General features: G+C 67.4%; 23 protein-coding genes, 1 pseudogene and 1 other annotated feature. Of the genes and pseudogenes, 17 read left to right on the plus strand and 7 right to left on the minus strand.

Going from position 1 to position 25131, the window contains the following annotated elements; translation table 11 throughout:
* The first annotated feature begins 1 nt into the window (after position 1).
* The gene (locus ADJ73_RS05620; protein ID WP_050347444.1) at positions 2 to 3100 is read left to right on the plus strand and encodes a type I restriction endonuclease subunit R; all 3099 of its coding nucleotides are present in this window, start codon (positions 2 to 4) and stop codon (positions 3098 to 3100) included.
* A gap of 13 nt (positions 3101 to 3113) precedes the next feature.
* Here ADJ73_RS05620 and ADJ73_RS05625 read toward each other — a convergent pair whose 3' ends face one another.
* Entirely contained in the window at positions 3114 to 3491 is a 378-nt protein-coding gene (locus tag ADJ73_RS05625) for a hypothetical protein (RefSeq protein ID WP_156188131.1), read from the minus strand.
* An 867-nt stretch (positions 3492 to 4358) separates the two neighbouring features.
* Between ADJ73_RS05625 and ADJ73_RS05635 the strand changes: the two genes are divergently transcribed.
* The 9 genes and pseudogenes from ADJ73_RS05635 (at position 4359) to ADJ73_RS05680 (ending at position 14468) form a co-directional block, all read left to right on the plus strand.
* Entirely contained in the window at positions 4359 to 5606 is a 1248-nt protein-coding gene (locus ADJ73_RS05635; RefSeq protein WP_050346957.1) for an IS256 family transposase, read from the plus strand.
* A gap of 79 nt (positions 5607 to 5685) precedes the next feature.
* The gene (locus tag ADJ73_RS05640) at positions 5686 to 6066 is read left to right on the plus strand and encodes a hypothetical protein (RefSeq protein WP_050347447.1); all 381 of its coding nucleotides are present in this window, start codon (positions 5686 to 5688) and stop codon (positions 6064 to 6066) included.
* Between the two features lie 122 nt (positions 6067 to 6188).
* Positions 6189 to 8258: a DDE-type integrase/transposase/recombinase gene (locus ADJ73_RS05645; protein WP_156188132.1), complete on the plus strand. Its 2070-nt coding sequence runs from the start codon at positions 6189 to 6191 to the stop codon at positions 8256 to 8258.
* A gap of 75 nt (positions 8259 to 8333) precedes the next feature.
* A pseudogene (locus ADJ73_RS05655) lies at positions 8334 to 9631 on the plus strand (IS3 family transposase).
* Positions 8615 to 8743: a sequence feature (AL1L pseudoknot), on the plus strand. (Overlaps the previous pseudogene by 129 nt.)
* Positions 9632 to 9993: 362 nt before the next feature.
* Complete coding sequence (locus tag ADJ73_RS05660; RefSeq protein WP_050347451.1) at positions 9994 to 10695, plus strand: TniB family NTP-binding protein; 702 nt, start codon at positions 9994 to 9996, stop codon at positions 10693 to 10695.
* A complete protein-coding gene (locus ADJ73_RS05665; protein ID WP_050347452.1) occupies positions 10692 to 12104 on the plus strand; it encodes a TniQ family protein in 1413 nt (470 codons plus the stop codon). The genes ADJ73_RS05660 and ADJ73_RS05665 overlap by 4 nt, the downstream gene beginning before the upstream one ends.
* Positions 12101 to 12496 carry a hypothetical protein gene (locus tag ADJ73_RS05670; RefSeq protein ID WP_050347453.1) on the plus strand — a complete coding sequence of 132 codons (396 nt, stop codon included), beginning with the start codon at positions 12101 to 12103 and terminating at the stop codon, positions 12494 to 12496. Before ADJ73_RS05665 ends, ADJ73_RS05670 begins: the two co-directional genes overlap by 4 nt.
* Positions 12493 to 12807, plus strand: a complete 315-nt coding sequence (locus ADJ73_RS17150; protein ID WP_172669705.1) for a hypothetical protein — start codon at positions 12493 to 12495, stop codon at positions 12805 to 12807. The genes ADJ73_RS05670 and ADJ73_RS17150 overlap by 4 nt, the downstream gene beginning before the upstream one ends.
* Positions 12804 to 14468: a TniQ family protein gene (locus tag ADJ73_RS05680; RefSeq protein WP_050347455.1), complete on the plus strand. Its 1665-nt coding sequence runs from the start codon at positions 12804 to 12806 to the stop codon at positions 14466 to 14468. The genes ADJ73_RS17150 and ADJ73_RS05680 overlap by 4 nt, the downstream gene beginning before the upstream one ends.
* A gap of 14 nt (positions 14469 to 14482) precedes the next feature.
* Here the strand turns inward: ADJ73_RS05680 and ADJ73_RS17800 are convergent, their stop codons facing one another.
* The 3 genes from ADJ73_RS17800 to ADJ73_RS05690 form a co-directional block, all read right to left on the minus strand.
* Positions 14483 to 14800: a DUF6527 family protein gene (locus tag ADJ73_RS17800; protein WP_367379597.1), complete on the minus strand. Its 318-nt coding sequence runs from the start codon at positions 14798 to 14800 to the stop codon at positions 14483 to 14485.
* Positions 14801 to 14874: 74 nt separating this feature from the next.
* The gene (locus ADJ73_RS05685) at positions 14875 to 16107 is read right to left on the minus strand and encodes a ThiF family adenylyltransferase (protein ID WP_050347456.1); all 1233 of its coding nucleotides are present in this window, start codon (positions 16105 to 16107) and stop codon (positions 14875 to 14877) included.
* Positions 16082 to 16351, minus strand: a complete 270-nt coding sequence (locus ADJ73_RS05690; RefSeq protein ID WP_050347457.1) for a multiubiquitin domain-containing protein — start codon at positions 16349 to 16351, stop codon at positions 16082 to 16084. The genes ADJ73_RS05685 and ADJ73_RS05690 overlap by 26 nt, the downstream gene beginning before the upstream one ends.
* A 194-nt stretch (positions 16352 to 16545) precedes the next feature.
* Between ADJ73_RS05690 and ADJ73_RS05695 the strand changes: the two genes are divergently transcribed.
* From ADJ73_RS05695 to ADJ73_RS05720, 6 genes are all read left to right on the plus strand, one after another.
* Positions 16546 to 16842, plus strand: a complete 297-nt coding sequence (locus ADJ73_RS05695; RefSeq protein WP_050347458.1) for a type II toxin-antitoxin system RelE/ParE family toxin — start codon at positions 16546 to 16548, stop codon at positions 16840 to 16842.
* Positions 16843 to 16862: 20 nt separating this feature from the next.
* On the plus strand, positions 16863 to 17960 hold the full coding sequence (locus tag ADJ73_RS05700) for a HigA family addiction module antitoxin (RefSeq protein ID WP_050347459.1): 1098 nt from the start codon (positions 16863 to 16865) through the stop codon (positions 17958 to 17960).
* Positions 17961 to 18629: 669 nt separating this feature from the next.
* On the plus strand, positions 18630 to 19880 hold the full coding sequence (istA, locus tag ADJ73_RS05705) for an IS21 family transposase (RefSeq protein WP_156188136.1): 1251 nt from the start codon (positions 18630 to 18632) through the stop codon (positions 19878 to 19880).
* Complete coding sequence (gene istB / locus ADJ73_RS05710) at positions 19877 to 20716, plus strand: IS21-like element helper ATPase IstB (RefSeq protein WP_040161810.1); 840 nt, start codon at positions 19877 to 19879, stop codon at positions 20714 to 20716. The genes istA and istB overlap by 4 nt, the downstream gene beginning before the upstream one ends.
* A 92-nt stretch (positions 20717 to 20808) precedes the next feature.
* Complete coding sequence (gene cmtR, locus ADJ73_RS05715; protein WP_050347461.1) at positions 20809 to 21159, plus strand: Cd(II)/Pb(II)-sensing metalloregulatory transcriptional regulator CmtR; 351 nt, start codon at positions 20809 to 20811, stop codon at positions 21157 to 21159.
* Positions 21160 to 21170: 11 nt separating this feature from the next.
* Positions 21171 to 21746 carry a cadmium resistance transporter gene (locus tag ADJ73_RS05720; RefSeq protein ID WP_375804525.1) on the plus strand — a complete coding sequence of 192 codons (576 nt, stop codon included), beginning with the start codon at positions 21171 to 21173 and terminating at the stop codon, positions 21744 to 21746.
* A 2-nt stretch (positions 21747 to 21748) separates the two neighbouring features.
* Here the strand turns inward: ADJ73_RS05720 and ADJ73_RS05725 are convergent, their stop codons facing one another.
* The 3 genes from ADJ73_RS05725 to ADJ73_RS05735 form a co-directional block, all read right to left on the minus strand.
* Entirely contained in the window at positions 21749 to 22810 is a 1062-nt protein-coding gene (locus ADJ73_RS05725; protein WP_156188137.1) for an AlbA family DNA-binding domain-containing protein, read from the minus strand.
* Between the two features lie 70 nt (positions 22811 to 22880).
* The gene (locus ADJ73_RS05730) at positions 22881 to 24005 is read right to left on the minus strand and encodes a sensor histidine kinase (RefSeq protein ID WP_050347463.1); all 1125 of its coding nucleotides are present in this window, start codon (positions 24003 to 24005) and stop codon (positions 22881 to 22883) included.
* Positions 24002 to 24649, minus strand: a complete 648-nt coding sequence (locus tag ADJ73_RS05735; RefSeq protein WP_253272708.1) for a response regulator transcription factor — start codon at positions 24647 to 24649, stop codon at positions 24002 to 24004. Before ADJ73_RS05735 ends, ADJ73_RS05730 begins: the two co-directional genes overlap by 4 nt.
* Positions 24650 to 24888: 239 nt before the next feature.
* Between ADJ73_RS05735 and ADJ73_RS05740 the strand changes: the two genes are divergently transcribed.
* Complete coding sequence (locus tag ADJ73_RS05740) at positions 24889 to 25128, plus strand: SHOCT domain-containing protein (RefSeq protein ID WP_050347465.1); 240 nt, start codon at positions 24889 to 24891, stop codon at positions 25126 to 25128.
* The last annotated feature ends 3 nt before the right edge of the window (positions 25129 to 25131 follow it).

A 25131-nucleotide genomic window follows, 5' to 3' on the forward strand; every position in this document is an offset into this window, starting at 1 on the left:
CGTGGCGGTGGAGCATGAGCGGCAGCTCGAAGACGAGTTATGCGACTACCTCGGGGCGCATGGCTGGGTCTACGAGCCAGGCTCCACCGGCTATGACAAGAAGCGGGCGCTGTGGCCCGCTGACCTGTTCGCCTGGCTGGAGGCCACCCAGCCGGAAACACTCGCCGCGGTCGTGAAGACCGACAAGGACCGGCAGCGACTGCTGGACCGGCTCGCCGAGTCGCTGGACCGTCCCTTGGATGCGGGCGGAGGGACGCTGGCGGCTCTGCGCTACGGGTTCAAGTTCACCAAGCAGTTGGACCTGTGCCAGTTCCGTCCGGCGGAATCGATGAACCCGACGACCACGAAGCGCTATGCCCAGAACCGGCTGCGGGTCGCGCGGCAGGTCTACTACTCGGAGAACAAGACCGACTCGATCGACCTGGTCTTCTTCATCAACGGGTTGCCGGTTGCCACAGCCGAGCTGAAGAGCGAGTTCCAGCAGGACGTGCATGAGGCGATCCGCCAGTACCGGCACGACCGCCCACCGGTAGACCCGAAGACCCGGCGCCGGGAGCCGTTGCTGAGTCCCGGTCACCGGGCGCTGGTGCATTTCGCTGTCGACAACTCCGAGGTTTACATGACCACCCGGCTCGACGGTCCGGAGACTCGCTTTCTGCCCTTCAACCGCGGCAACGCCGGCCACGCCGGGAACCCGCCGAACCCGCACGGGACGGCCACGGCATACCTGTGGGAAGAGGTGCTGGCCACGGACACCTGGCTGAACATCCTCGGCAAGTTCATGCACGTCCAGGTGACCAAGCGCAAGGACCCGCCGACCGGCAGGGTCAGCCGGTCCTCGACGGTGATCTTCCCGCGCTACCACCAGCACGACGCCGTCACGAAGCTCCTCGCCGACGCGAAGGAGAAGGGCCCCGGGCAGCGCTACTTGGTCCAGCACTCGGCTGGCTCGGGCAAGACCAACTCGATCGCGTGGCTGTCGCACCAGCTCTCCACGCTGCACGACGCGGCCTCGGTCAAGGTCTTCGACTCGGTGCTCGTGATCACCGACCGGACGGTGCTGGACGACCAATTGCAGGACGCGATCTACCAGATCGACCACAAGCGGGGCGTGGTGCTGCCGATCGGGCAGGGCACAGACAGCGACTTCGCCAAGCGGTTCTCCTCCAAGTCGCAGGCCTTGACCGAGGCGCTGACCACCGGCGGGGCGATCATCGTCGTCACGATCCAGACGGTGCCGTTCGCGCTGGAGGCGATCCGGGAGTCGAAGTCGCTGGCGGGTAAGCGGTTCGCGGTGATCATCGACGAGGCCCACTCCTCCCAGACGGGAGAGTCGGCCAACAAGCTGCGACAGACCCTGTCGGGCAAGGTTCTCGACGACGTCACCGAAGAGGACGGCACGGTCGGCGTCGACGACCTGGTGCGGCTGGAGCTCGAGGGGCGCGGCGCGCTGCCGAACGTCTCCTTCTTCGCCTTCACTGCAACCCCGAAGGGCAAGACGCTTCAGCTGTTCGGCACCTCCGACACCGGGGAGGAGGTCGACAAGGTCCCGTTCCACCTGTACTCGATGCAGCAGGCCATCGAGGAGGGCTTCATCCTCGACGTGCTCACGAACTACACGACCTACCGGACGGCGTTCCGCCTGGTCCACGGCGGGCAGGACTACGACTCCGAGACGGTCGACAAGTCCAAGGCGATGAAGTCGGTGATGCGGTGGGTCAAGCTGCACCCCTACAACATCAGTCAGAAGGTCGCGATCATCGTCGAGCACTTCTGCTCCAACGTCGCGCCCCTGCTCGACGGCAACGCCAAGGCCATGGTCGTGACCGACTCCCGCAAGTCCGCGGTGCGCTACAAGCGGGCGATGGACAAGTACATCGCCGAGCACCACCTCACCGACGTCGCCACCCTCGTCGCCTTCTCCGGCTCGGTCGACGACCCGGAGTCAGGTCCGGATGAGTTCACCGAGCACTCGATGAACAGAGACCTGCGCGGCCGCACCATCCCGGAGGCGCTGGGCACCGACGAGTACCAGGTGCTCATCGTGGCGAACAAATACCAGACCGGGTTCGACCAGCCGCTGCTGTGCGCGATGTATGTCGACAAGCGGCTCGACGGTGTGCAGTGCGTCCAGACCCTCTCCCGGCTCAACCGCACCTACCCGGGCAAGACCACCTATGTCCTGGACTTCGTCAACCACGCCGAGGACGTCCTCGACGCGTTCAAGGTCTACTACGAGGGCGCCTACCTCACGCAGGCCAGCGATCCCAACATCGTCTTCGACCAGTGGGACAAGCTCGCCGGCGTTGCTCTCTTCGACGACGTCGACGTTGACACCTGCGCGAGGGCCTACTGGGGCGACGGCTCCACGAAGCCCAATCAGGGGAAGCTGTCCGCTGCTCTGGCGCCGGTCAAGGAGAGGTTTAACACGGCATACCGGCGGGCACTGCAGAGTCGTGACGACAGCGAGGTCGACCGGCTCGACACCTTCCGCCGGGATCTGCGCACCTTCGTCGGCACGTATGACTTCCTCGCTGCGATCGTCGACTACGACGACGTCGACCTGGAGAAGCGGGCGACCTTCGCGCGGTTGCTCGCCGAAGCACTCAAGGACTCCAACCGGCACGAGGACACCATCGACCTGGCCGATGTCACCCTGACCCACCACGCGCTGCACAAGCAGCCCGATCAGGACCTCGACCTCGATGCGGGCGAGGCCGAGGGGTTGGCGTCGGTCCTGGCAGCCGGTTCACGCGGCCGTCACGACGTCGACTTGGTTCCGTGGTCGGAGGTGCTGGCCCACATCAACACCCTCTTCGACGGCGACGGCCTCTCCGACGGCGACCAGGTCTCCGCGGTCGAGACCGTGCTGCGCAAGATGCTCGAGAACGACGACCTGCGGGCCCAGGCAGTTGCGAACAACAAGCCGGACTTCTTCTCCGGGCCAGACCTGTGGCACACCATCCAGGAGGTCATCGTCGAGGCCACCGACAGCCAGCAGCGCGGGCTTGAACGCCTCGCCGCCGACCGGTCCCGCGAGGAGATCCTGACCATCATGGGGATGATGAAGCTCTGGGAGACACTGCGCGGGTCAGCCTGACCCCACTCCAAGCTCAGGACGTTGGCCGGCCGGCCCCCACCCCGGTGACGGGGTAGCGCTCCAGGGCCCAGCGGCGCTGGCCGGCGGCGCGTTCGAGTGCGGCGCGATCCTTGGCCAGCAGGTCGCCGCGCTGAAGCCACTCCTCGAGCGTGTCGACCTCCCACGCGAGACGTGCTCGCACCCGGTCGAACATCTGACGGCAGCTGCGCGAGCAGAACCTGGTCGGTCGTCCGGCCGCGTAGCCGGAGGGCCACGCGCACATCTGATCGCACACGGGATTCAGGCAGGGGTACTCGGTCCCCGGCTGCACGGTCTCGTCCAGGCCGCGTACGACGTCAATCGGCGACGGGTCCGCGACGGACTGCAGGTAGGTCTGCAAGGTTCGCTTCAAGGCGCCACCTCGGCGCTCGGGATGCTGGTCAGGCATCGTGGTTGGTAGGCGCCCCATGTTACCTCCTCTAGTCATTAATCCTGAGTCTAGATGTGGCTCACCGGTCGATTTATGACTAGCCGAGCTGACCTGCGCAAATGCTCACATGTGGACAGGTCGCAGCAAGGAACCCCCGGCAGGCACGCTCGAGGAGCGACACGTCACCGGTTTCCACCGCCAAGCTGCGGGGCCCGCACTCCTGGACGGAAATGGTTGCGCGAGCGGCAACACTCCGCTAGGTTCCCCTTAGGTCTCTATGCCCCCGCTCCAGACGGAGTGAGGGCGCACCGGCTGCTACCGGTACGCCCTCAGCGACAGACCCGAGTGAACGCTGCGAAAGCGAGGATCCGTCATGGGTCAGTCTAGGGATGCCGCGTGCCCGCGGCCAGCCCGTGTGGTCTCTTGGACGTTCCGGTTCGACGCCGGCCCTCAGGTCTGGGACTGGACGACCGGGCCGCCTGATGTGCGCGCCTTGCGTTCGATCCGTGCCCCACGGTCGACGGAGAAGAGTCGCCACATCCCAGTCCAGGCTCACTCCGTCACCCTCGAGGGTCCGATCCGTCTGGAGTCCGGGCTCGAGCACGATCTGGTGCGTGAGCTCGACCGAGACCCGGACGTGGTCTGGATGGTGTCGCAACCCGCCCGGCTCGCGCTCAGCACGGCGAACGGCCGGTCCAGAGTGCACACTCCCGACCTCCTGGTCCAGTGAAGTCCAGCAGAGTGGTGTACGACGGACCTGAGTGAGCGCGTGCCTCCAACGTAGGCGCGGCCACCGGGTGGATCCTTCGAGTGATCTGCGAAAACCGACTCGAAGAAGGAACCACAACGATGACCGCTGTACCCAGTATCGACCCTGCCCGCTTCCTCGACGAGCAGCTGTCCCAGGCGAGCCCTGATCTGATGCGGGAGCTGCTCACCACGTTCGTCAACGCACTGCTCTCCGCCCAGGCCGACGCGGTGTGCGGCGCCGGCTACAACGAGCGGAGCCCGGAGCGGGTCAACTCCCGCAACGGCTACCGCCACCGCGACCTCGACACCCGGGTCGGGACTCTCGACGTCGCAGTGCCCAAGCTCCGCCAGGGAAGCCTGTATCCGGAGTGGCTGCTCGAACGCAGGAAGCGTGCCGAACGAGCACTGACCAGTGTGGTGGCGACCTGCTACCTGCTCGGGGTCTCGACCCGGCGGATGGACAAGCTGGTGGCGACCCTCGGCATCACCGGGTTGTCGAAGTCCCAGGTCTCGGTGATGGCCAAGGAGCTCGACGAGCAGGTCGAGCAGTTCCGCACCCGTCGGCTCGAAGAGGCCGGGCCGTTCACCTTCGTCGCCGCCGACGCGCTCGTGCTCAAGGTCCGCGAAGGTGGGCGGGTGGTGCCGGTGCACGTGCTGGTAGCCACCGGCGTGAACGCTGATGGGCACCGCGAGATCCTCGGCGTGCAGGTCACCACCAGCGAGGACGGCGCCGGCTGGCTCGCGTTCTTCCGCGACCTCACAGCCCGCGGCCTGGCCGGCGTCAAGCTCGTCACGTCCGACGCGCACGCCGGGCTCGTGAACGCGATCGCCGCGACCATCCCGGGCGCTGCCTGGCAGCGCTGCCGCACCCACTACGCAGCGAACCTGATGTCCGCGACCCCAAAGTCGTCCTGGCCATGGGTCAAGGCGTTGCTGCACTCGATCTACGACCAGCCCGACACCGACGCCGTCCACGCCCAGTTCGACCGTGTCGTCGACGCCCTGGCCGAGAAGCTTCCCGCCGTCGCCGAACATCTCCAGGACGCTCGTGCCGACATCCTCGCGTTCACGCCGTTCCCAAAGGAGGTCTGGCGTCAGATCTGGTCGAACAACCCCAACGAACGGCTCAACCGCGAGATCCGCCGACGCACCGACGTGGTCGGGATCTTCCCCGACCGCGCATCCATCATCCGGCTCGTCGGCGCCGTCCTGGCCGAGCAACACGACGAGTGGGCCGAAGGCCGCCGCTACCTCGGACTCGACGTCCTCGCCCGCGCCCAAGCCGTCGACACCCAGCACGCCGAGGAGGTGAGCACCGACCTCGAACTTCAGGCCCTCACGGCCTGACCGACACGCCCAACCGAGGGATCAACCTCATACACCACCCCAGCGGACTTGACCCCTGGTCCTCGGGCGGGAGGGTGCCGTGACCATCTGGGACGTCCGGCCCGTCGAGCGGCAGGACGAGAAGTTCGTCGAGAGCCGCGACCTGACCGAGGCGGCGTGCGACGAGGTGGGGTGGGGCTACCGGGTCTACGGGGGAGGGTCGCCCGTGCGGCGGGACAACGTGCGGTGGCTGACGGCATACCGGCGGGCGATGCCGTGGTACCCGGCCGCCCGGGACGAGCTCCTCCGGATCTGCCGGGATCCCGGCGCGACCGTCGGGGTGGTCCTGGACGCGGACCGCGGTGCGGGCCACCTGGTCAGTGCGATGTGGCACTACGCCTGGATCAGCGCCCTCGTCGTCGACCTCGACCAACCGATTGGCCGGACGACGCCTATTCGTGCGCTCCGGGACGTGCCATGAGTGACCCGGCCGTTCCCCTCACTCTCGGGTCGCGGATCCTGACCGCGGACGGCTACGCGGTCGTCACGGACCTGGAACGCCATGGGGTGCGTCTGCGCTTCTCCACTGGAGAAGACCGGTCCGTGGCCTTCACCCAGCTTCAGGCGCGAGCGGTCGGTGAGGACGGTCCACAGGCCGTCCATGCTTCCCTGTTCCCGTGGTGGCCCCAGCTCGAGGAATCGGTGCGCCGCGAGGCACTCTTCAAGCAGGAGTGCGTCCTCGAGGCACGGACCGGGTTCCGTTTCGGGCTGCGCGAGCTCGCCCAGCCCGGTGAGCCCTTCTACCCGTTCGGCGACGACTTCGGCCTCAGCCTGGCCGCGCGGTACCGCGAGATGAGCAAGGTCGTCTCCTTCGAACGCTCCGTCGACCGGGCGGTGATGCGCCGGGTCTACGACGGGGAACTGCAGGACCACCGGATCGCCCCCCGCACTCTGCAACGCTGGGACAACCTCTGGGTCGGCGGTGGGCTGCGCACCCTCGTGGACGGGCGAGCCATCAAGGGCCGCCAGGCCTTCGATGTCATCGACGCCGACTTCCGACGGATTGCCCTGGAGAAGTTCGCGCAGTACGACGGCTCGAAGAGCCGCCCGAACCTGCAGGAGATCGAACGGCAGGTCCGCGTGGCCCTCAAGAACGAGGGCATCACCGACCCGCACCTGCCGGACCGGATCACCCAGGAGTTCCTCAGCTACCACTGGCGCGCGACCGGGTCCTCAGTGCGGGCCCAACGCTCCAAGGCCCTGCGCCGAGTCGCCGGTCACCAGAGCTACCCGGCCCAGCACCCGTCCGAGCTCGCCACCGACCTGACCATCGCCAACAACTTCGTCCTCGACCCCCTGCGGGAGCGCGCCATCAACGTCGAGGTCGGCGTCATCCATTCGATCGCCACCCGGGTCATCCACGGCATACGAGTGTTTCCGCGGGGAGCCCGCGGCATCGACGTCGGGCTCCTCGTCTATGACGCCATGCGGCAGTTCGCCATGGTCGTCGACGGAACCACCATCGACGACTTCCGCTGGTGCGGCATCCCCGAGTCCCTCGACCTTGGCGGCAACCCCGTCCACATCGGTAGACGACCCGCCGTCAAGCGTGACCTGACGATCCAAGGAGTGCACTACCTGCCCGGGGTGGCCCCCACCGCGCTGCGCAGCGACCACGGCAGCATCTTCGTCGGCGAGCACTTCCGTGCCCTGCTGAACCATTTCGGCATCGAGTTGCGCCTCTCGCGCGGCAAAAAGCCCACGGACAACCCGCACTCCGAGCGGAAGATGGAGGACCTCGAACGCGCCTACCAGCAGGTGCCCGGATACAAGGGCCGCTCCATCCACCAGCGGGGACGCTTCATCGGCATCGAGGCGGACGAGCCGCTCCTGACCGCCGACGAGCTCGAGCGCCACTTCCGACGGTGGGTCGCCCTCGACTACCACCGGATGCCGCACGACGGACTCACCCTGCCCGGAGCACCGGGCATCCGCCTGACCCCCTTGGAGATGCACGACGCCCTCGCGGACGCAACGGGCCGGATCCTCGTGCCGCAGCACCCCGATCTGCTCTACCAGTTCCTCCCGATCATCTGGCTGTCCCCCGGGCACGCCGGTGTCGAGCACAAGAACCTGACCTATGACGCGGCCGTCCTCGAAGAATTCCGCTCGGTCAGACCCGGAACCTTCCGTGCGCAGGACTCGGCCATCCCATTCCACATCGACCCACGCGACGTCACCCGACTCTGGTTCCGTCACCCGGACACCGACCGGATCCACGAGGTCCCGTGGAAGGCGCGACACCTGATCCACGCACCTCTCGGCGATGTCGTCCGCGACAGGGCCCTGGAACGCCTCAAGGAACGCGGGGGCAACCGGTCCATCAACAAGACCCGCGTCATGCGCCAGATCATCGATGAGATCGGCGAGCTCACCGCAGCCCCAACCACGGACGAGTGGCGCTCCAAGCTCGCTGCCGCGCAACTGCGTTGGGAGCAGTCGCAACGCGACCACGCCGAGGTCGCCGACGCACACCTTCAGTTGGAAGAGCAGGCCGCAGCAGGACTCCCGAGGATCCACGGAGCAGAGGGGAACACCACCCTCGACCGGGCGCAGGACTCCTCCTTTGACTTCGACGCCCCGCTTCCGGACTACGACGAGGAGGCGATCTGATGGACGCACGCCTGTGGCACCATGAACCGCGCCGGGTTTGGTGGAGGGTCTTGATCTCTACGGGAGAGTGGAGTCATGCCTGCACCGAGGAAGTACAGCGACGAGTTGCGTGAGCGTGCGATCCGCACGGTGAACGAGACGATCAGGGAGAACCCGGGGATGCCGGTCAAGCGCGCCTGCAGCCAGGTGGGTGAGCAGCTGGGCATCCCGGGGCCGACCCTGCGGAACTGGTTCCGAGGCCCTGGCCAGTCACCCGGGTCGACAGCGACAACGACCGATCCGCACGAGCGGCTCGTGCAGCTGGAGAAGGAGAACCGAGAGCTGCGCCGGGCAAACGCGATTCTGCGGTCGGCGTCGGCTTTCTTCGCGGCGGAGCTCGACCGCCCCTCAAGTCGCTGATCGACTACGTCGACCAGCACAAGGACCAGTTCGGGGTCGAGCCGATCTGCACCGTCCTCACCGAGGCCGGCGCCAAGATCGCCCCGAGCACCTACTACGCGGCCATGAAGCGCCCGCCGTCGAACCGGGCCCTGACCGACGCCGCCCTCGATGAGCGCATCCAGACCACCTACGAGGCCAACTACCAGGTCTACGGGGTGATGAAGATGTGGAAGGTGCTCAACCGGCAAGAGGTCCTCGACGAGCACGGCCGGCCCACCGGACGGCGCTACCCGCCGGTGGCGCGGTGCACCGTGGCCAGGCGGATGAAGGCGCTGGGCCTGGTCGGCGCGGTCGCCGGCGACCACAAGCGACCGCGGACGACGATCCCGGCCAAGGACGTCCACCCGGCCGACCAGCTGAACCGGGACTTCACCGCCCCAGCCCCGGACGACCGGTGGGTCGCCGACATCACCTACGTGCCGACCTGGGCCGGGTTCGTCTACGTCGCCTTCGTCATGGACCTGTTCTCCCGGCGCGTCGTCGGCTGGCGAGTCACCAGCTCGCTGCACACCGACCTGGCCCTGGACGCCCTCGAGCACGCCATCTGGCAGCGCCAGCGTCAGGGACGAGACCTGACCGGCCTGGTCCATCACGCCGACCGCGGCGTCCAATATCGAGCCATCCGCTACACCGAGCGCCTGGAGGAGCTCGGGATCGTTGCCTCGGTCGGGTCCAAGGGCGACTCCTACGATAATGCCGCCGCCGAAGCGCTGAACCGCGTGTTCAAGACCGAGCTCATCCGCCGCCAAGGCCCGTGGAAGACGCTCGAGCACGTCGAGCTCGAGGTCCTGCGGTGGGTCGACTGGTACAACACGACCCGCCCGCACTCCTGGTGCGACTACCTCGCACCCGCAGCGTACGAGAACGCCTACTACGCTGCCCGCAACCCTTCGACGGCAACCGCCGCCGAAGCACACACGACTCTCCACTGAACCCGGGGCGGTTCACCAGCAAGCGACCGCACCATCGATCGCTCTGCCCTCGCCTGTCCCGGTGGAGGTGTTCGACGAGCTGCCGGACGCGGCCCAGGACGCCTACTGGGAGCTGCTCAGCTCCGGGTTGGCCACCGTCGTACTGCCGTCGGTCCTGGCGCGGCGGGCAGCCACGCGACTGACCCGGCTGGTGGGACGCAACACCCTCCGCCCGCCGGGTGCGAAGGCCATCGGGTCGGTCAGCGCCCCGTTCGCGGTCGGGAAAGTCGACGTTCGTCAAGGACTGGGCCCAGGCGGCATACCGGGACCTGCTCGGCCCCGCCTGCGCGGACCCGCGGCCGACGTGGAACCCCGAACCGGGTGTGACCGCGGACTGGATCCCGCACGTCTACATCACGCTGCGGGCGGCCTCCAGGATCCGTGACGTGCTCGCCGCGCTGCTGCTGACGATGGGCTACCCCAGCGAGGGCCTGGTCCGGGTCACCACGACCCGGGTGGTGCACGCTTTCCGCCAGCACGGCGTGCGGCTGCTGCTCATCGACGACGCCCACTTCCTCGACGTGTCCAACAAGGACTCCCGCGACATGCTCGACTTCCTCAAGTACCTCAACACCGAGCTCGGCGAGCTGAGCGGCACGATGATCCTCATCGGGGCCGACCTGCACGACTCACCGATCTACCTGGACCCGCAGATCAACTCCCGCCTCGAACGCGTCACCCTTCACCCGTACGGCTTCGGCACCGAGGAGGAGAAACGGGACTGGCAGCGGTTCCTCAAGGACGCCGAGGCTGTCCTGCTGCCCTACTTCGACTGCGCCCCGGCCGGGGTGTTCGCCCGAGACCTCGCCGGCCACATCTGGCGTCGCACCCAGGGCTACGTCGGCGACACCGCCCTCCTGCTCACCGAGGCCCTGCTGGCCGCGTTCGACGACGGCTCGGAGACGATCACTACCGACCACCTCGACGCCGTCCCGCTCTCCGCCAGGGCCACCGCCGGCGAGGTCGACCTGCGCACCGCCACCCCCAAGGCGTCCAAGCGTCGGGCCAAGGTCGGTGCCTCGTGAACGCATCGCTCCTGCCGGTCCGGCCCGCGCCCTGCCCCGGGGAACCGCTGTCCTCGTATGCGGCCCGGCTGGCAGACGCCAACGGCCTGGCCCGGGGCCGGGTCCTGCCGACGCGACGGCACGACATCGACGTCCCGCCGAGCGAACTGTCCACGATCGGCTCCCTCGCCGCGCTCGACCATGCGGCGGCGACGCAGCTGACGATGGACCGCTACCCGCTGACTGTCCGTGGCCACGGTCCCCAGCGTCGCCACGGGTGGCGACTGCACCACGCCGTGGCCTGGGTGTGCCCGTCCTGCACGGTGCCGACCGGCCACCGGGAGCTGCTGTGGCAGACCGCGCTGGTTCCGGTCTGCCTGCGCTGCTCCTGCTACCTGGTACGAGCCGGCTCCCCGCACGCCGCGGTCCCCGCACACCCGCGCGTCCTCGAGGTCGTCCAGACCCTCGTAGGGCTGGCCGAGGCCTCGGTAGCGGACCGCGATGCCAGGCAGGTGCTGTACCGGCGGCGTCGCCGCTGCCAAGACCTGGCCGCCACGATCGGCAGCGACTCCTTGGGCCGCGGTGGCGACCTGCCTCCGGTGGACCTCGCCGCGGCTCGAAGGTGGGGTGCCTACCCCTGCCCGGACCCAACCACCGTCGCAGCGCTGCTGGTCCTCACCGGCCGACGTCGTGGTCGACGCAGCAAGCCCGCTCACCTGCGCTGCCATCAATCGGCCCTCTTCACCGACGCCGACCGCGACCGGCTGGACTGGTTCCTGACTCGGCTGCGTCACCACGTCCACCAGGACGGGCTGCGCCCGGACCACGTGCCCAGCATGCTCCCGCCACCCCCAGGTGAGGAGGAGCGGAAGCCCGGGGCGTGGCTGTCGCTGACCCGCGCGGCCACCGCCCTGCACATGCTCATCAGCCAGGCCAGCGGCCAGGCCGAGACGCAGGGAGAGGCGATGGCCGCCCTGGGGGTCACAGGCATCCCCTCCTGCGTGCTCATCGACGGCGTCCACGCCGGGCAGGGCCTGCGCGAGCAGGACGGCGACCTGCTCACCACCGCGTTGCAGGAGCTGCTCGCAGCCGGGTTGATCGACTACCAGCGCCGCCGCGACATACTTCGGGCCGTCACCCGGCTGCCGAGGACCACCCTCCTGCGGCTGCCCTCGGCGATCACCACGAAACCGGCGTTCAGGAGGCTGGCGCTGGCGTGGATGTGGACCCGGTTCACCCACGGCCCCATGCGCTCCAGCCCCTGGCCGACCACACCCGACCGCGACGTTCACGCCTTCAACCAAAACATCGACCCGGAGACGCGCCTGCTGCTTCACGAGACCGGGCAGCAACTCATCGCCGACACCGACCTGCTCCACATCCCAGCGATCCAGACCACGTGGGCCGGCATCGCCAGGAGGTACCGATGACACCCGACGACAACACACCCGGCGAGTCAGTGGAGTCAGTGGAGCGGCTGGCCAGGCGTCTGCTCCGGACGATCGACGACACCCCGATAGGCGCGATGGACGCCACCTTCTACGCCCACTACTTCGAGGAGCTACGCCTGATCGTCGACGCCTTCCTCGACCCCACACAGGCTCGGTCGCCGACGCCGGAGCAGCGGGTCTGGATCGTCTGGGACTGCCAAGACCCCGTCGCCTGCTACCTGAGCGAGCAGGAGGCCACCGAGGCACGCGCCGACCTGCAGCACCAGCTGCGGTGCGCCCACGGCCCCGACCTTGAACTTTCGGCCAGCATCACTATCAGCAGCGCGACCCTCGAACCCGCCCGGTGCACCCAGACAGGAGTCCGTCGATGAGGGGCATCAGCCGCGAGGCTCTCGCCCGCGCCGCCGCCTGGAGCCTGGAGGACGGAAACTGCAAAGGCATGGCCGCCCGCTGGGGCCGGTGGGAACGCCACTACCTGGCAGCCGAGGCCGTCGACGACCGAGCCCGGGCGCTGCTGGCACCGGCCGAGGTCTGCATCGGATGCCCCATACTCGTCGAGTGCGTCGACCTGGCCGAACTGTCCGGGTACACCGGCATCGCCGGCGGCCGCGCGTACCGCAACGGCCGCGAAGACACCTACCGCCTCCGCGACCCCAACAAGCCACGACGCAGGACCGCATGACCATTGCATCCGCGTTGCCGATCTCCGTCACACCCCGCGACGGGGAGTCGATCGAGTCCTGGCTCGAGCACCTCGCCGACGCCAACGGCCTGACCACCGCCCAACTCCTGACCCACCTTCGTAGCCGCGGCGCCAACACCCGGTATCTGACGCTCGCCCCCGCGCCGGCGACCATCGCCGCCCTCGCCGCGCTGGCCCGCATCCCAGAGCAGACCATCACAGCGGCGACCGTCAGTGCGTTCGACGGAACCGCGCTCGACCTGACTGGCCTCGACCCGGACGACCGGCACTCCTACCGGCAGGTCGCCGCCCGCGGCTGGACCCCCGCCCACGGCACCCAGATCTGCCCCACCTGCCTCGCCGAGGACGGAGCCTGGCGCACCTGCTGGCGCCTGCTCATCGTCACCGCCTGCACACGCCATCGCACTCTGCTGGTCGCCGAATGCCCGGGCTGCAACCGCCCGTTCCGCGACCAGCGCTACTCTCACCTGCGCCGGGTCGGCGCCGCCACCGTGTGCGGGAACCCGCTCGCGGCCGGACCTACCAGCCAGTGCCAGCACGACCTCACCACCATCTCTGTCGAGATCGCCGACGAAGAAGTCCTCGCCATGCAGACTCGCGTCGAGGACGCCCTCAGCCGGAACGCCGTCGTCGTCCTGGGCGGCCGGGTCGACGGGGCCATGTACCTGGCCGACCTGCGACACCTAGCCATCCTCCTGCTGCACCTCGCCAGCCAACCCGGCGCCCGCAGACTCGCCACGTGGCCAGCCCGCCTCGCCGCGGAAGCGCAGCGGCGCACCGGGGATCGTGGACCACGCTGGGGCCTGCGCCCGCCAGAGGACCCAGGGCTGCGGGCAGAGACGCTGGCCACCGCCGACGCGATCCTTAAGGCGCCCGATCTCGAGGCCGCCGCGGCTGCGTTGATGCCGTGGACCGAGCTAACCCCGCCCACGAACGAGGGGCCGCTTGGATGGCTGGCAGATCGGACCGTCATGACGCCGACGCTGACCAGGCTCGTGCTGTCTGCACGGTCAGGTCACCGCCGTCTGTCCCACCACCTCGACACCCACCCGCCATCCGGAGTTGCGATGAAGATCAACCACAAGGTCGTCCCACAGGTCATCCCCCACCAGCAGTACACCGAGCATCTGGCCGGTGCCTCCGAGAGCGGCGAGGAGACGGTCCGACTCTTCGCCTCCCTCTCATTGGCCAGGATGCATCCCGACGTGACAACCTGGGCCGCCGCCGCCGAAGCCCTCGGTATGCCCGGACCCATGGGCACCCGCTGCGCACGCGCTTGCACGCGCACCATGCTGATCGCTGCACCGGATTGGCAAGATCGGATCTGGGCAGCCATCCAGGACGTGGACCGGCGGGACTACCGCGCCACCGAAGCCAAGATCGAGCACCGTCGGCACCTGACGAGTCGTTGGTTCCAGGAGTGGGCTCGCCAGTACCGTCCCGGCACCCGCTACACCAGCTCGCCCTACGGACTGACGTGGCAGTGGGTCCACGTTGCCCACGCCCATATCGACATTTCGCCCGCCTGGGGAGGCAAGACGCCCACGGCCAAGGACCGCGCCCTCTACCGCCTGTTCGAGAACTCCCTCGATGACCAGCAACAGCTCGAACTCGCATACGCGCTCCACAAGCGTGCGTGATCTGTCAGCCTGCCCTATGCGCGACGTCTTCGCAGCGCGTCCACGAGTCGTTTCCACCAGGTCGAGTGTGCTGGAGCGCGATCGGCTGCCGCTGCAGTCTGGTCTCGCACGATGGCCGCCCGCGTCGCAGCAACGCCGATGGGCGGTAGCCACTCGACCGCGTCCCGAGTGATCAGGTAGTGCGACCGGCAGAACAATTGGCCATTCCCGACGGATGGTCGCAAAGTTACAGACCCGTCGAACGTGAGGGTCCAGCCGTCACTCGCGAGCGGGGTCACAGCCTTCGCTCCACAACCGCACGCACAGAGGTGCACGGCGGTCGAGTACTCCATCGAGATGTAGAGACGTCCCTGCTCGAGGTCGCTGGGCACATACGTCACGTAGATCGGCTCAAGTCTGTGCAGACTCACGCTACGCCGGCACCTTCGCCCGAGTCCGCTTGCTCGGAGATCCGTGCGTACTTGTTGAGAGTCTCGTTGGTGTCGATGCGATAGGTACTGTGCAGTTCGCCCTCAGTATCGGCGTAGAACTTCAGCCACTTCTTGAAGCGGATGACGGCCATCACCGCGGCAGCCATGTTGAGCTCGGCGACCTGGAGGTTCGTGTCGTACTCGGCGGCGTCACCGGCGACGACGGAGATTAGCCCGCCTTGGGTCACGTGGTCGGTTGCACCCGGGAGCCCTGTGGTGACGCGAATCTGCCCCGCGATCCCGCTGTCGTCGCTTACCCCAATGCCGGTGTCGATGAAAGGGACGCCGGCCGCGATGAGCGAGTTCACAATCGTCCACTTGTCGGGTCCAGAGTCCATCGCCAGAAACACGAAGTCAGCGTCGGTCACTTCCGAGACATTGGCTGCGGTGATGTAGGCGGCGTGGGGGTGGATGTTGCGGCGCATGCTGGCGTACATGGCCGCGTAGAAGTCGACCTTTGCCATCCGCGCGTTCAGGTCAACGACGGACGCGGCGCCTGGTGCTCGAAACGCGTTGTGCGTGCTGAAGGTGTCCCCGTCGTAGAGGTGGACGTTCCGGATCGGGGTCTTGGCGAGCAGGTCGAGGATGTAGGCGCCGGTGCCGCCGAGGCCGACGATCGCGACCTTCGACAACTCAAGCAGCTCGTTGCGGGCAGTGATGCCGGCACGGCTGGAGAAGGTGTCGAGGTAGACGAACACCCCGTCGTCTTCGTCCGTGGTGAAGGGCTTGCCCTGCAGGGGTGTCACGGTCGGATCGATCGCCTGCGCGGGCCCGAGCAGGATGGCTGCGTAGGTCATGACCTTCTCGTAGAAGTCGACGTACCCGTCGGGCCGGGGCTTCTGGGAGAAGCCGACGGCGGGCGTCAGCTCCGGTCCGGCTGCCCATCCGGAGGTAAGGCCGACGTTGGCGAACCCGGGCGAGATCTCACCCCCGTCTTTGTTGCACGGAGCCGACCCGACAAACGCCATGACGTGGTTGCTGGGCTTGACGGTTCGATCGCCGGCCGTCTCCAGCGGACAGATGAACGATCCTGCCTGAACTTCCCCTTCGGAGTCGACGTACGGGATGTCGTCCACAACGAGGTAGTTCTTGACGATCCGGACGGTGTAGCCCTCGCTGGCGAGGCGCTGCAGGTCGGGGCTGTCACGAACGAGTCGTGAGGCGGACATCGAAGCTCGTTCCCTTCTTCTTGACCTTGACCGACTCGCCAGCCACGAGGGTGCCGCTGCCTCCGTGGGGCGCGATCGCGTTCTTGTAGGCGACGGTGAAGATCGCTGCCGGGTCGTGGCCCGGGAAGGCTAGCGCGCCCAGGCTCTCGTAACTGACGATCTCGTCGTCGAGCGTGTGCGGGGTCCCGTTGATGACCACCGCGTAGGTCTTCGCGTGCGTCTGGACGCTGGTGTTGTCGGACATGTTGGCTCCTGAGAGGTTGGTGAACCGGCGGTTTCCTTGGCCCGTACATGGTAGCATGATGATCATCACCTAAGGGATGATGACAAGATGACAACTCGGCGTGTCGGAGTCTGTCGGGCCGGAGTGGCAGCATGGGCCGCCTAGGATCCGTGAGGTGCGGGTCTTCATCTCTGGGGTGATGGAACGAGGTCACGTTGCGCGTCGAGTACCACGACGAAGTGCTGCGCCGGCTCGCCGAGGAGTTGGCGTACGCACCGAAGGGGTGGGACCCGACGGTCATCAAGTCGTATCGGAAGAAGGTCCAGCTCATCACCGCAGCGGTGGACGAGCGTGACCTGTACGAGATGCGGGGTCTGCGGATGGAGAAGCTGAAGGGCGACCGCCAGGGCCAGACGTCGATGCGACTCAACGATCAGTTCCGGCTGATCCTGACCTTCAAGACCGAAGGAGGCCGCGTAGCGGTGCTCCTTGAGGTCGTGGACTACCACTGAACATCGATAGTGAGAACGAGATGAAAGCAGTACTAGCCGAGGTGTTCCCCCCAGGGGAGTTCCTCGCCGACGAGCTCGAGGCCCGCGGCTGGACTCAGGCCGAGTTTGCCGCCATCCTCGACCGCCCGGCGCAGTTCGTCTCCGAGATCATCTCCGGTAAGAAGGAGATCACTCGCGAGTCCGCTGCGCAGATCGGCGCTGCCCTCGGGACCAGCGCCGAGATGTGGCTCAGCCTCCAGGACCAGTACCTTCTCTGGCTGCAGAAGCAGGACTCCAAGTCGCAGAGTGACCTGGACGACGTTCGCCGTCGTGCCCGTCTCAACGCCAAAGGTCCCATCCCGCTACTCAGGAAGACAGGCGTCCTTACCGGCAAGTCGCTGGACGAACTCGAGGACGAGGTCATGCGGTTCTTCGAATTGAAGTCGCTCGATGATGAGCCGCGCCTTGCGGCCGCCGCCAAGCGCTCCAATCACGGCGAAGCCCTCTCCTCCCTCCAAACCTCGTGGCTGTACATGGTCCGTCACACTGCACGCCACAAGGCGCCAACGGCCAAGTACTCGCGGAAGGCTCTCGAAGCCGTCGGTGCGGCCTTACCGCGCATCCTCAAGACCCCTGGGGACTTTGCCACCTTGCCGGAGATGCTTGGCCGCGTCGGTGTCCGACTGGTCTACGTCCCCGCCCTCCCAGGCGCGAAGATCGATGGCTGCGCGATGATTGTCGACGAGACCCACGTCATTGGCCTGTCTGGTCGAGGGAAGCGACTCGACAAGGTGCTTTTTGCCCTTGTGCACGAGATCGCTCACCTGACTCATGGCCACGTCAAGAACGATGCGCCGATCGTCGAGACGATAGACGTTGACGACGACCCCGATGACCACTCACGTGAGGCGACCCAGGAACGTGAGGCCAACAAGACAGCCGCCCGGTGGGTCCTGCCGGATGGGCTGCCGGAGCTTCCTAATCGACTGAGCGGGCCCTGTATCACTCAGGCCGCGGCAGATGTGGACCTCGCGCCGATCGTTCTCGTGGGCCACTTGCAGCATCTCAGGAAGTTGGACTGGCGCACCACGTTGGCGAAGGGCGCCCCGAACGTCGATGCGGTGCTTGCCCGGTGGTGACTACTGGACCGCGCGCGAGTTGCGGACTCTGGTGGAGTGCCGCTCGGGGAGCGGTGGGAGCCACGTCTACGGGCCGACACCCGAGGCGTGACCAGGGAATCACGAGGGCATGGCTGGAGCAGGTGTCAACTCCGACGGCCATCCCCGACGCTCCGTGCCGTTGCCAGTAAATTGCGCAAAGCGCAGCCGCCGCGCCGGTTGCGCAAGATATTGCGCCGAGACCGTGCAACCTTCGCTGCACCTCGACATTTCGCGAGAGCAGGGCCGAATGTTATCGATTGCCCCGACGGCTGACACGCTCCTGTCGCTCCCGGGTGGGAGGCTGAGCCTGTGGCGAGCAATTCGACCTTCTTCGAGTCGCCGCAGGCAGCGGCCGATGCCCGCGCCACGAAGGAACCGTCCCACGAGGCGATTAGCGACGTCGCCGGGGTGCTGAGCGAGTTCAACGCTGGACGCCTGCGTGAACCGCTCGTATCTCGCCAGGTCCGAGCTCACGCGCCCGGTGTCCCATCCAGCGCGGCCGTCGTAGATCGGCAGCCCGGCCACACCGGTGGCGGCCACACCGATGGACCACATGCCGCCGTAAGAGGCTCGGTGTGTCGACGACGGGTGAAACCTATGCAGGAAACGACGGGCGAAAACTGAGCAGCCCGGAGGAACCTGTCAGGGGTGATCACTGTGGAGGACTGGGCCGAGATCCGTCGGCTGCACCGTGCTGAGGGCCTCTCGAAGGCCGCCATCGCCCGCCATCTGGGCATCTCCCGCAACACCGTCGCCGCCGCGCTCAAGTCCGACCGGCCACCCCAGTACCACCGCCCACCGTCCGGGTCGCTGGTCGACCCGTTCGAGACACAGATCCGCCAACTCCTCGCGCAGTACCCGACGATGCCCGCGACCGTGATCGCCGAACGCATCGGCTGGGGCCACTCCATGACCATCCTCAAGGACCGCATCCGCATCCTGCGCCCGTACTTCCAGCCACCAGACCCCACCGACCGGATCACCTACCAGCCCGGCGAACTCGCCCAGTGCGACCTGTGGTTCCCCGCCACACCCATCCCCGTCGGCCACGGCACCGAACGGATCCTGCCGGTGCTGACCATGACCTGCGGCTACTCCCGCCACACCAGCGCGGTGATGATCTGTTCCCGCAAGGCCGGCGACATCCTGGCCGGCACGTGGCACATCCTCACCCAGTGGGGGCGCGTCCCGCGAACGCTGGTGTGGGATCGGGAAGCCGCGATCGGCGGCACCGGCAAACCCTCGGCCGAGGCCGCCGCGTTCACCGGCACGCTGGGTGTCCGCCTCCACCTCGCCCCGCCCCGCGACCCGGAGTTCAAGGGCCTGGTCGAACGCCGCAACGGCTACCTCGAAACGTCCTTCCTGCCCGGCCGGGTCTTCACCAGCCCCGCCGACTTCAACACCCAGGTCACCGACTGGCTGGCCACCCACGCCAACCAGCGCCGTATCCGCGCCCTCGGGGCCAGCCCCACCGAACGCTGGACCACGGATCGGGCCGCGATGCTCGACCTGCCACCCTTGCCGCCCGTCGTGGGTCTGCACCACCGAGTCCGCCTCGCCCGCGACTACTACATCCGTATCGACGGCAACGACTACTCCGCGGACCCGCGCGCGATCGGCCGGTTCGTGACCGCGACCACCACCGGCGACCAGGTCCGGATCCTGTGTGACGACGCCCTGGTCGGGCTCCACACCCGCTGCTGGGCGACGGGCCAGACGATCACCGACCCCGCCCACCAGCGCATCGCCCACGACCTGCGCCACGCCTACAACCAGCGCGCCCGCCACACCCCGACCACCCGCGCCCACGACGACGGACACGTCGTCGCGATCCGCGCCCTGCCCGACTACGACGCCCTGTTCGGCGTCGACTTCCACACCCACCAAGGAGCCTCATGACCAGCAAGACCACCGCCCCGAACACCCAGCCCACCACCACCACGGGCTTCACAGCGTCTACCAGTCAGGACGGGGAACGGATCGCTTCCCAGCTCGCCTTCCTCACCCGCGTGCTCAAGATGCCCACCATCGCCAAGACCTGGTCCGAGATCGCCGACCAGGCCCGCGACCTGGGCTGGTCCCACGAGCAATACCTCGCCGCCGTCCTCGAACGCCAAGCCGCCGACCGGGAAGCCGCCGGCACCATGATGCGGATCCGCACCGCCCACTTCCCAGCCATGAAGACCCTCGAGGACTTCAACTACGACCACCTCCCGTCCCTACGCCGCGACCTGCTCGCCCACCTCGCCACCTCCACCTACGTGTCGAAGGCCGAGAACGTGGTCCTGCTCGGGCCGCCCGGCATCGGCAAGACCCACCTCGCGATCGGCCTGGGGATCAAGGCCGCGCAAAACGGCCACAGCGTCCTGTTCGACACCGCCAGCGCCTGGATCAGCCGACTCCAGACCGCCCATCAGGCAGGGCAACTCGACGCCGAACTCAAGAAGATCAAGCGGTACCGCCTGGTCATCGTCGACGAGGTCGGCTACCTGCCCTTCGACGCCGACGCAGCCAACCTGTTCTTCCAACTCGTCGCGTCCCGCTACGAACAAGGCTCCATCATCGTCACCAGCAACCTGCCCTTCGGCCGCTGGGGCGAAACCTTCTCCGACGACGTCATCGCCGCCGCCATGATCGACCGCCTCGTCCACCACGCCGAAGTCCTCGCCCTCTCAGGCGAGTCCTACCGCACCCGCGCCCGCCGAGAACTCCTCACCAAAGACCGCAACAACTAGGGGCAGAGAAGAAGATGCGTGGCTGGGGGGCACCCCACCTCGCGCCAGGGCTCACCCATCAACACGTCAGCTGCTGCTGTACTATTCAGCACATGCTGACCATTGCTTCGCGTCTTGACGCCCTGAACCGAATCGGACGGGCCCTGGCTGACCCCACCAGAGCGCGCATCCTGTTGAGCCTGCTGGATGCGCCCTCGTATCCCGCCGAACTCGCCCAGAGTCTGGACCTGACCCGGTCGAACGTGTCGAACCATCTGGCCTGCCTGCGTGACTGCGGCATTGTCGTGGCCGAGATGCAGGGGCGCAAGGTCCGCTACAACATCGCCGATCATCACCTGCGCGACGCTCTCACTTCGCTGGTCGAGGTGACACTGGCCGTGAACGACGCCGCACCCTGTCTCGATCCGGCCTGCAGCGATAGCGCCTGCCAGGAGGTCCGCTGATGTTGGCCACCATGATCCAGGCCGTCGGCCTGTTCGTCGCGACCAACATCGACGACGTCATCGTGTTGTCGCTGTTCTTCGCTCGTGGCGCTGGCCGCGCAGGAACCACGCGACGCATCGTCGTGGGTCAGTACCTGGGATTCCTGGGCATCCTTGGCGCGGCTCTCCTGACTACTTGGGGCGCGAGCCTGGCCCTGCCGGAATCCGCCATCCCCTACTTCGGTCTGATCCCCCTGCTCTTGGGGCTTCGCGCCGCGTGGGAGGCATGGCAGGGCGAGGACGATGACGAGCTCGATGACCGCAAGAAGGTCGCGCCGTTGACCGTCGCGGCTGTGACCTTCGCCAATGGCGGGGACAACATCGGTGTCTACGTCCCCGTCTTCCTCAGTGTCAGTCCAGCCAGCATCCTGACCTACAGCGCAGTCTTCCTGCTGTTCGTCGCAGTCCTCGTGGCCATTGCGAAGTTCGTGGCCACCCGGCCGGGCATCGACGAGTCCCTCGAGAAGTCCGAACACATCCTGTTCCCACTCGTCCTGATCATCTTGGGCGTCGTGATCCTTGTCCAAGGAGGCGCTTTTGGCCTGTGATCTCAGTCGGACGGCGCCCGGACCTGCTCAGTTTTCAGGCGTCGATTCCTGCTCACTTTTCGGCCGTCGTTGACACGGTGAGCCACGGCGGCTGCGATGCCGACGGCTTGCCGTACCAGGATGGGCATCATGGTCGGGAACAGCATCTGGCTCCCGTCACGAACCTCATCACTGAGCCGGGTTGTGAGGAGCCGGATGACGCCGTCCTCGGAGACCTCGACCTCGAAGACATCCTCGTTGAAGCGACCGGTGCCTCGGTCCACCAACACCCGACCGCTGTCGAGCCCGCTGGTCATCGCCGCGCCGTCGCTGCGTCTTTGAAAGGTCGCGGAACTGGACAGGTTGGGTGCGAACGACTGGCCGAGACCGTCTGGAAGTCTCCCGCCCTCGGTCAACAGAGAGTAGAGCTGCGCGTGCGCGTCCTGTGAGTGTGTCTCGGACAGCATCATCTCCGGTTGGGGGGTTAGCGGGACCGCAACGACGAACAGGTGGGCTTGGCGTCGAAGATCCGCCGGGATCGGGTCCCGCTCGACGTATCTGGCCAGTTCGTGGCGCGCTGGCTCCACGTCTGCTGCTCTGCCTGCGTGCAGGCGCCGTACCTCCTCGTCCGAGAGCCGCGTCCGTGTCTTGTCGCCTCGGCCGTAGTACACGCCCTCGACCATGTGGGGGGCTTGCCCAGAAGCTGCAACCTGCACGACGAGGTAACCCATGCCGGCGTCCTTGCCGCCTTGAATCGGGGCTGTTGTGACCGCGAGGGGCGGGTCGACCAGTGAGCGAGCAACCTGCTCCACGCGTTCGCTGAGTCCGTGTAGCGGCTGGGGTTCCAGTTGGGGAAGGGAGTCCTTGACCTCCGCAACGCCCACAAGCAGCGTGCCGCCGTCGATAGCGAACTGGGCGAGGTCGCGAGCAAGCTCCTTGTTGGCGGCTCGACCTGGCGCGATCTCGCGCTTCAGATCGAGGAAGTGCGTTTCCTCGAGCAGCCCATCTCGCAAGGCCGATTCGATGTCACCCTCCGTTGTGGGCGACCACCGTGGTGTCCGCGGGCTGAGGTATGCGTCAGTCACGAACGTGATCATCCCTGATAAGTGCGCCGCACCGGTCGGCTGAGCCAGGACGGACTCGACCGGCGCTGCGTCATGCCAGGCCCAGCGTGATCGTGAACGACGCGCCCTGCCCGAGACCGGGGCTGTCCGCGGTCAGGCTGCCGCCATGGGCGTCGACGATGGCTTTGCTGATGGTGAGACCGATACCGGAGCCGGTGCGGTCCCGGGTCCGAGCAGAGTCGCCTCGGTAGAAGCGTTCAAAGGCGTGAGCGAGCTGTTCTGTGGTCAAGCCCTCCCCGTTGTCCGCGACGGTGATGGTCGCCTCCCGATCGGCCCGGCCGCCGACAATGGTCACGGTCCCCCCGACAGGGGTGTGCCGGAGCGCGTTGGACAGGAGGTTGGTAAGAACCTGTCCGATGCGGTTGCGGTCGACGGTGACGTGCAGACCCGCGATGGCGTCCGTGTCGACCACGAGGTTGACGCCCTTGTCGGCGTAGTGGTCTCGCATGCCCTCGTGGGCGGCCCACAGCAGTGTGGTCAAGGGGATGTCTTGCCGGTCGAGTCCGAGGCGGCCCTCCTCTGCGGTGGAGACTTCGTCGATGTCGTCGGCCAAGCGGGCCAGCCGGCCGGTTTGCTCGGCCAGTGCGGTGCGGGACTCGGGGCCAAGTTGCGCCACCCCGTCGTGCAGTCCCTCGTGGTAGGCGCTGAGGGTGGCGATCGGTGTCCGCAGCTCGTGGGCCAGGTCGGACAGCATGCGCCGACGGGTGTCCTCGACCCCTTCCAGGCGTGCGGCCATGTCGTTGAACGTGTCGGCGAGGGTCTCTAGTTCGGTGCCGGCCCCCATGCTCGGCACCCGGGTCCCGTAGTGACCTCGGGACAGTTCTCGGGCAGCACCAGTGATCTGGTTGAGCGGATCCCGTAGGCGGCGGGTGAGGAACCAGCTGACTGCGGTCGCAGCCAGTAGCGAGATCAGCAGTGCGCCACCCACGGAGATGAGGGAGGCATCCCGGTAGGCCATCTCGATGTGGGCCAGCTCGGGCGAGTTCTCTCGATGGCCGGACTGAAGAAGGTGATCGTGGAAGATCGGGGGACCCACCAAGGTGGCGACCAGCCCGGCGGTCAGGGCCCCGGCGAGCAGCACGATCGTCTGACCTGCGAGAAGGCGACCGGCCAGACCTCGTGGCCATGCCCGGCTCGGAGCTTGTCTGGCGGTCATCCTCGGCCCATCCGGTAGCCGACACCCCGGACCGTCGCGATGTACTGGCCGCTGTCCGGGCTGTCCCCGAGCTTCTTGCGCAGGTGGGCGATATGGACGTCGACGAGGTGCTCATCGCCGACCCAGCCGCCCCCCCAGACCTCCTCGATGAGCTGCCGACGGGAGAAGGCCATGGTCGGACGCGCGGCCAGGACCATCAACAGGTCACGTTCGGTGGGTGTGAGGGCGACCGGTTCGCCGTGCAGGTGGACCTGCTGACCGGCCGAGTCCACCCGCAGCGCGCCGAACACCCACGCGGGCTGACTCTGGGTCTGTGCCGGTGAGCCGGCCCGCGGGCGGCGCAGGACGGCTTGGACGCGCGCGACGAGCTCACGGACGCTGAAGGGCTTGGTGACGTAGTCGTCTGCCCCCACCGACAGCCCGATGAGGGTGTCGACCTCGTCCTTGCGGGCGGTGACGACGATGACGTAGCAGTCGCTGAAGGTGCGGATCTGCCGACACACCTCGATGCCGTCCAGGCCGGGGAGCCCCAGGTCGAGGATCACGACCTCCGGTCCGGACTCGCGGACCAGCGCCAGTCCCTCCGGACCGGTGTGGGCGACCAGGGTCTGGTACCCGGCGCGGGACAGGTAGGCGGCGACCATCCCGGCGAGGGTGGTCTCGTCCTCGATCACCAGCACGGTCGCTGGCGCATCTGATGCTGTCGTCCTCACATCCGCCAGTCTCTCCCACGCGCGTGCCGCGTCCACGGGTGCCTGCGCACGACCCACGGGGATCTTCGTCAAACCTGAACCTGGCGGCAGTTGGGCCTTCAGACCGGGACCCGACGCTGGATCGTGCCGGGCACCTCTCACGTCCGGTCAGATCGGGAAGGAGCCCGCCGATGATGTGGGGAAACGGCTACGGCATGACGTGGTGGATGTGGCTGGCGATGGGAACCGGAACCTTGGCGTTCTGGGTCGTCATCGTCCTGGCCCTGCGGGCACTGCTCCCGGGTCGGGAAAAGAGGGACGTTACGCAGCGTCCTGACCCGTTGACCCTGCTCAAGGAGCGCCTGGCCAGCGGCGATGTCAACCCGGAGGAGTACGAGCAGCGGCGACGTCTGATCGTCGACGGTCACTGACTC

Source organism: Arsenicicoccus sp. oral taxon 190 (genome assembly GCF_001189535.1).
GTDB lineage: Bacteria > Actinomycetota > Actinomycetes > Actinomycetales > Dermatophilaceae > Arsenicicoccus.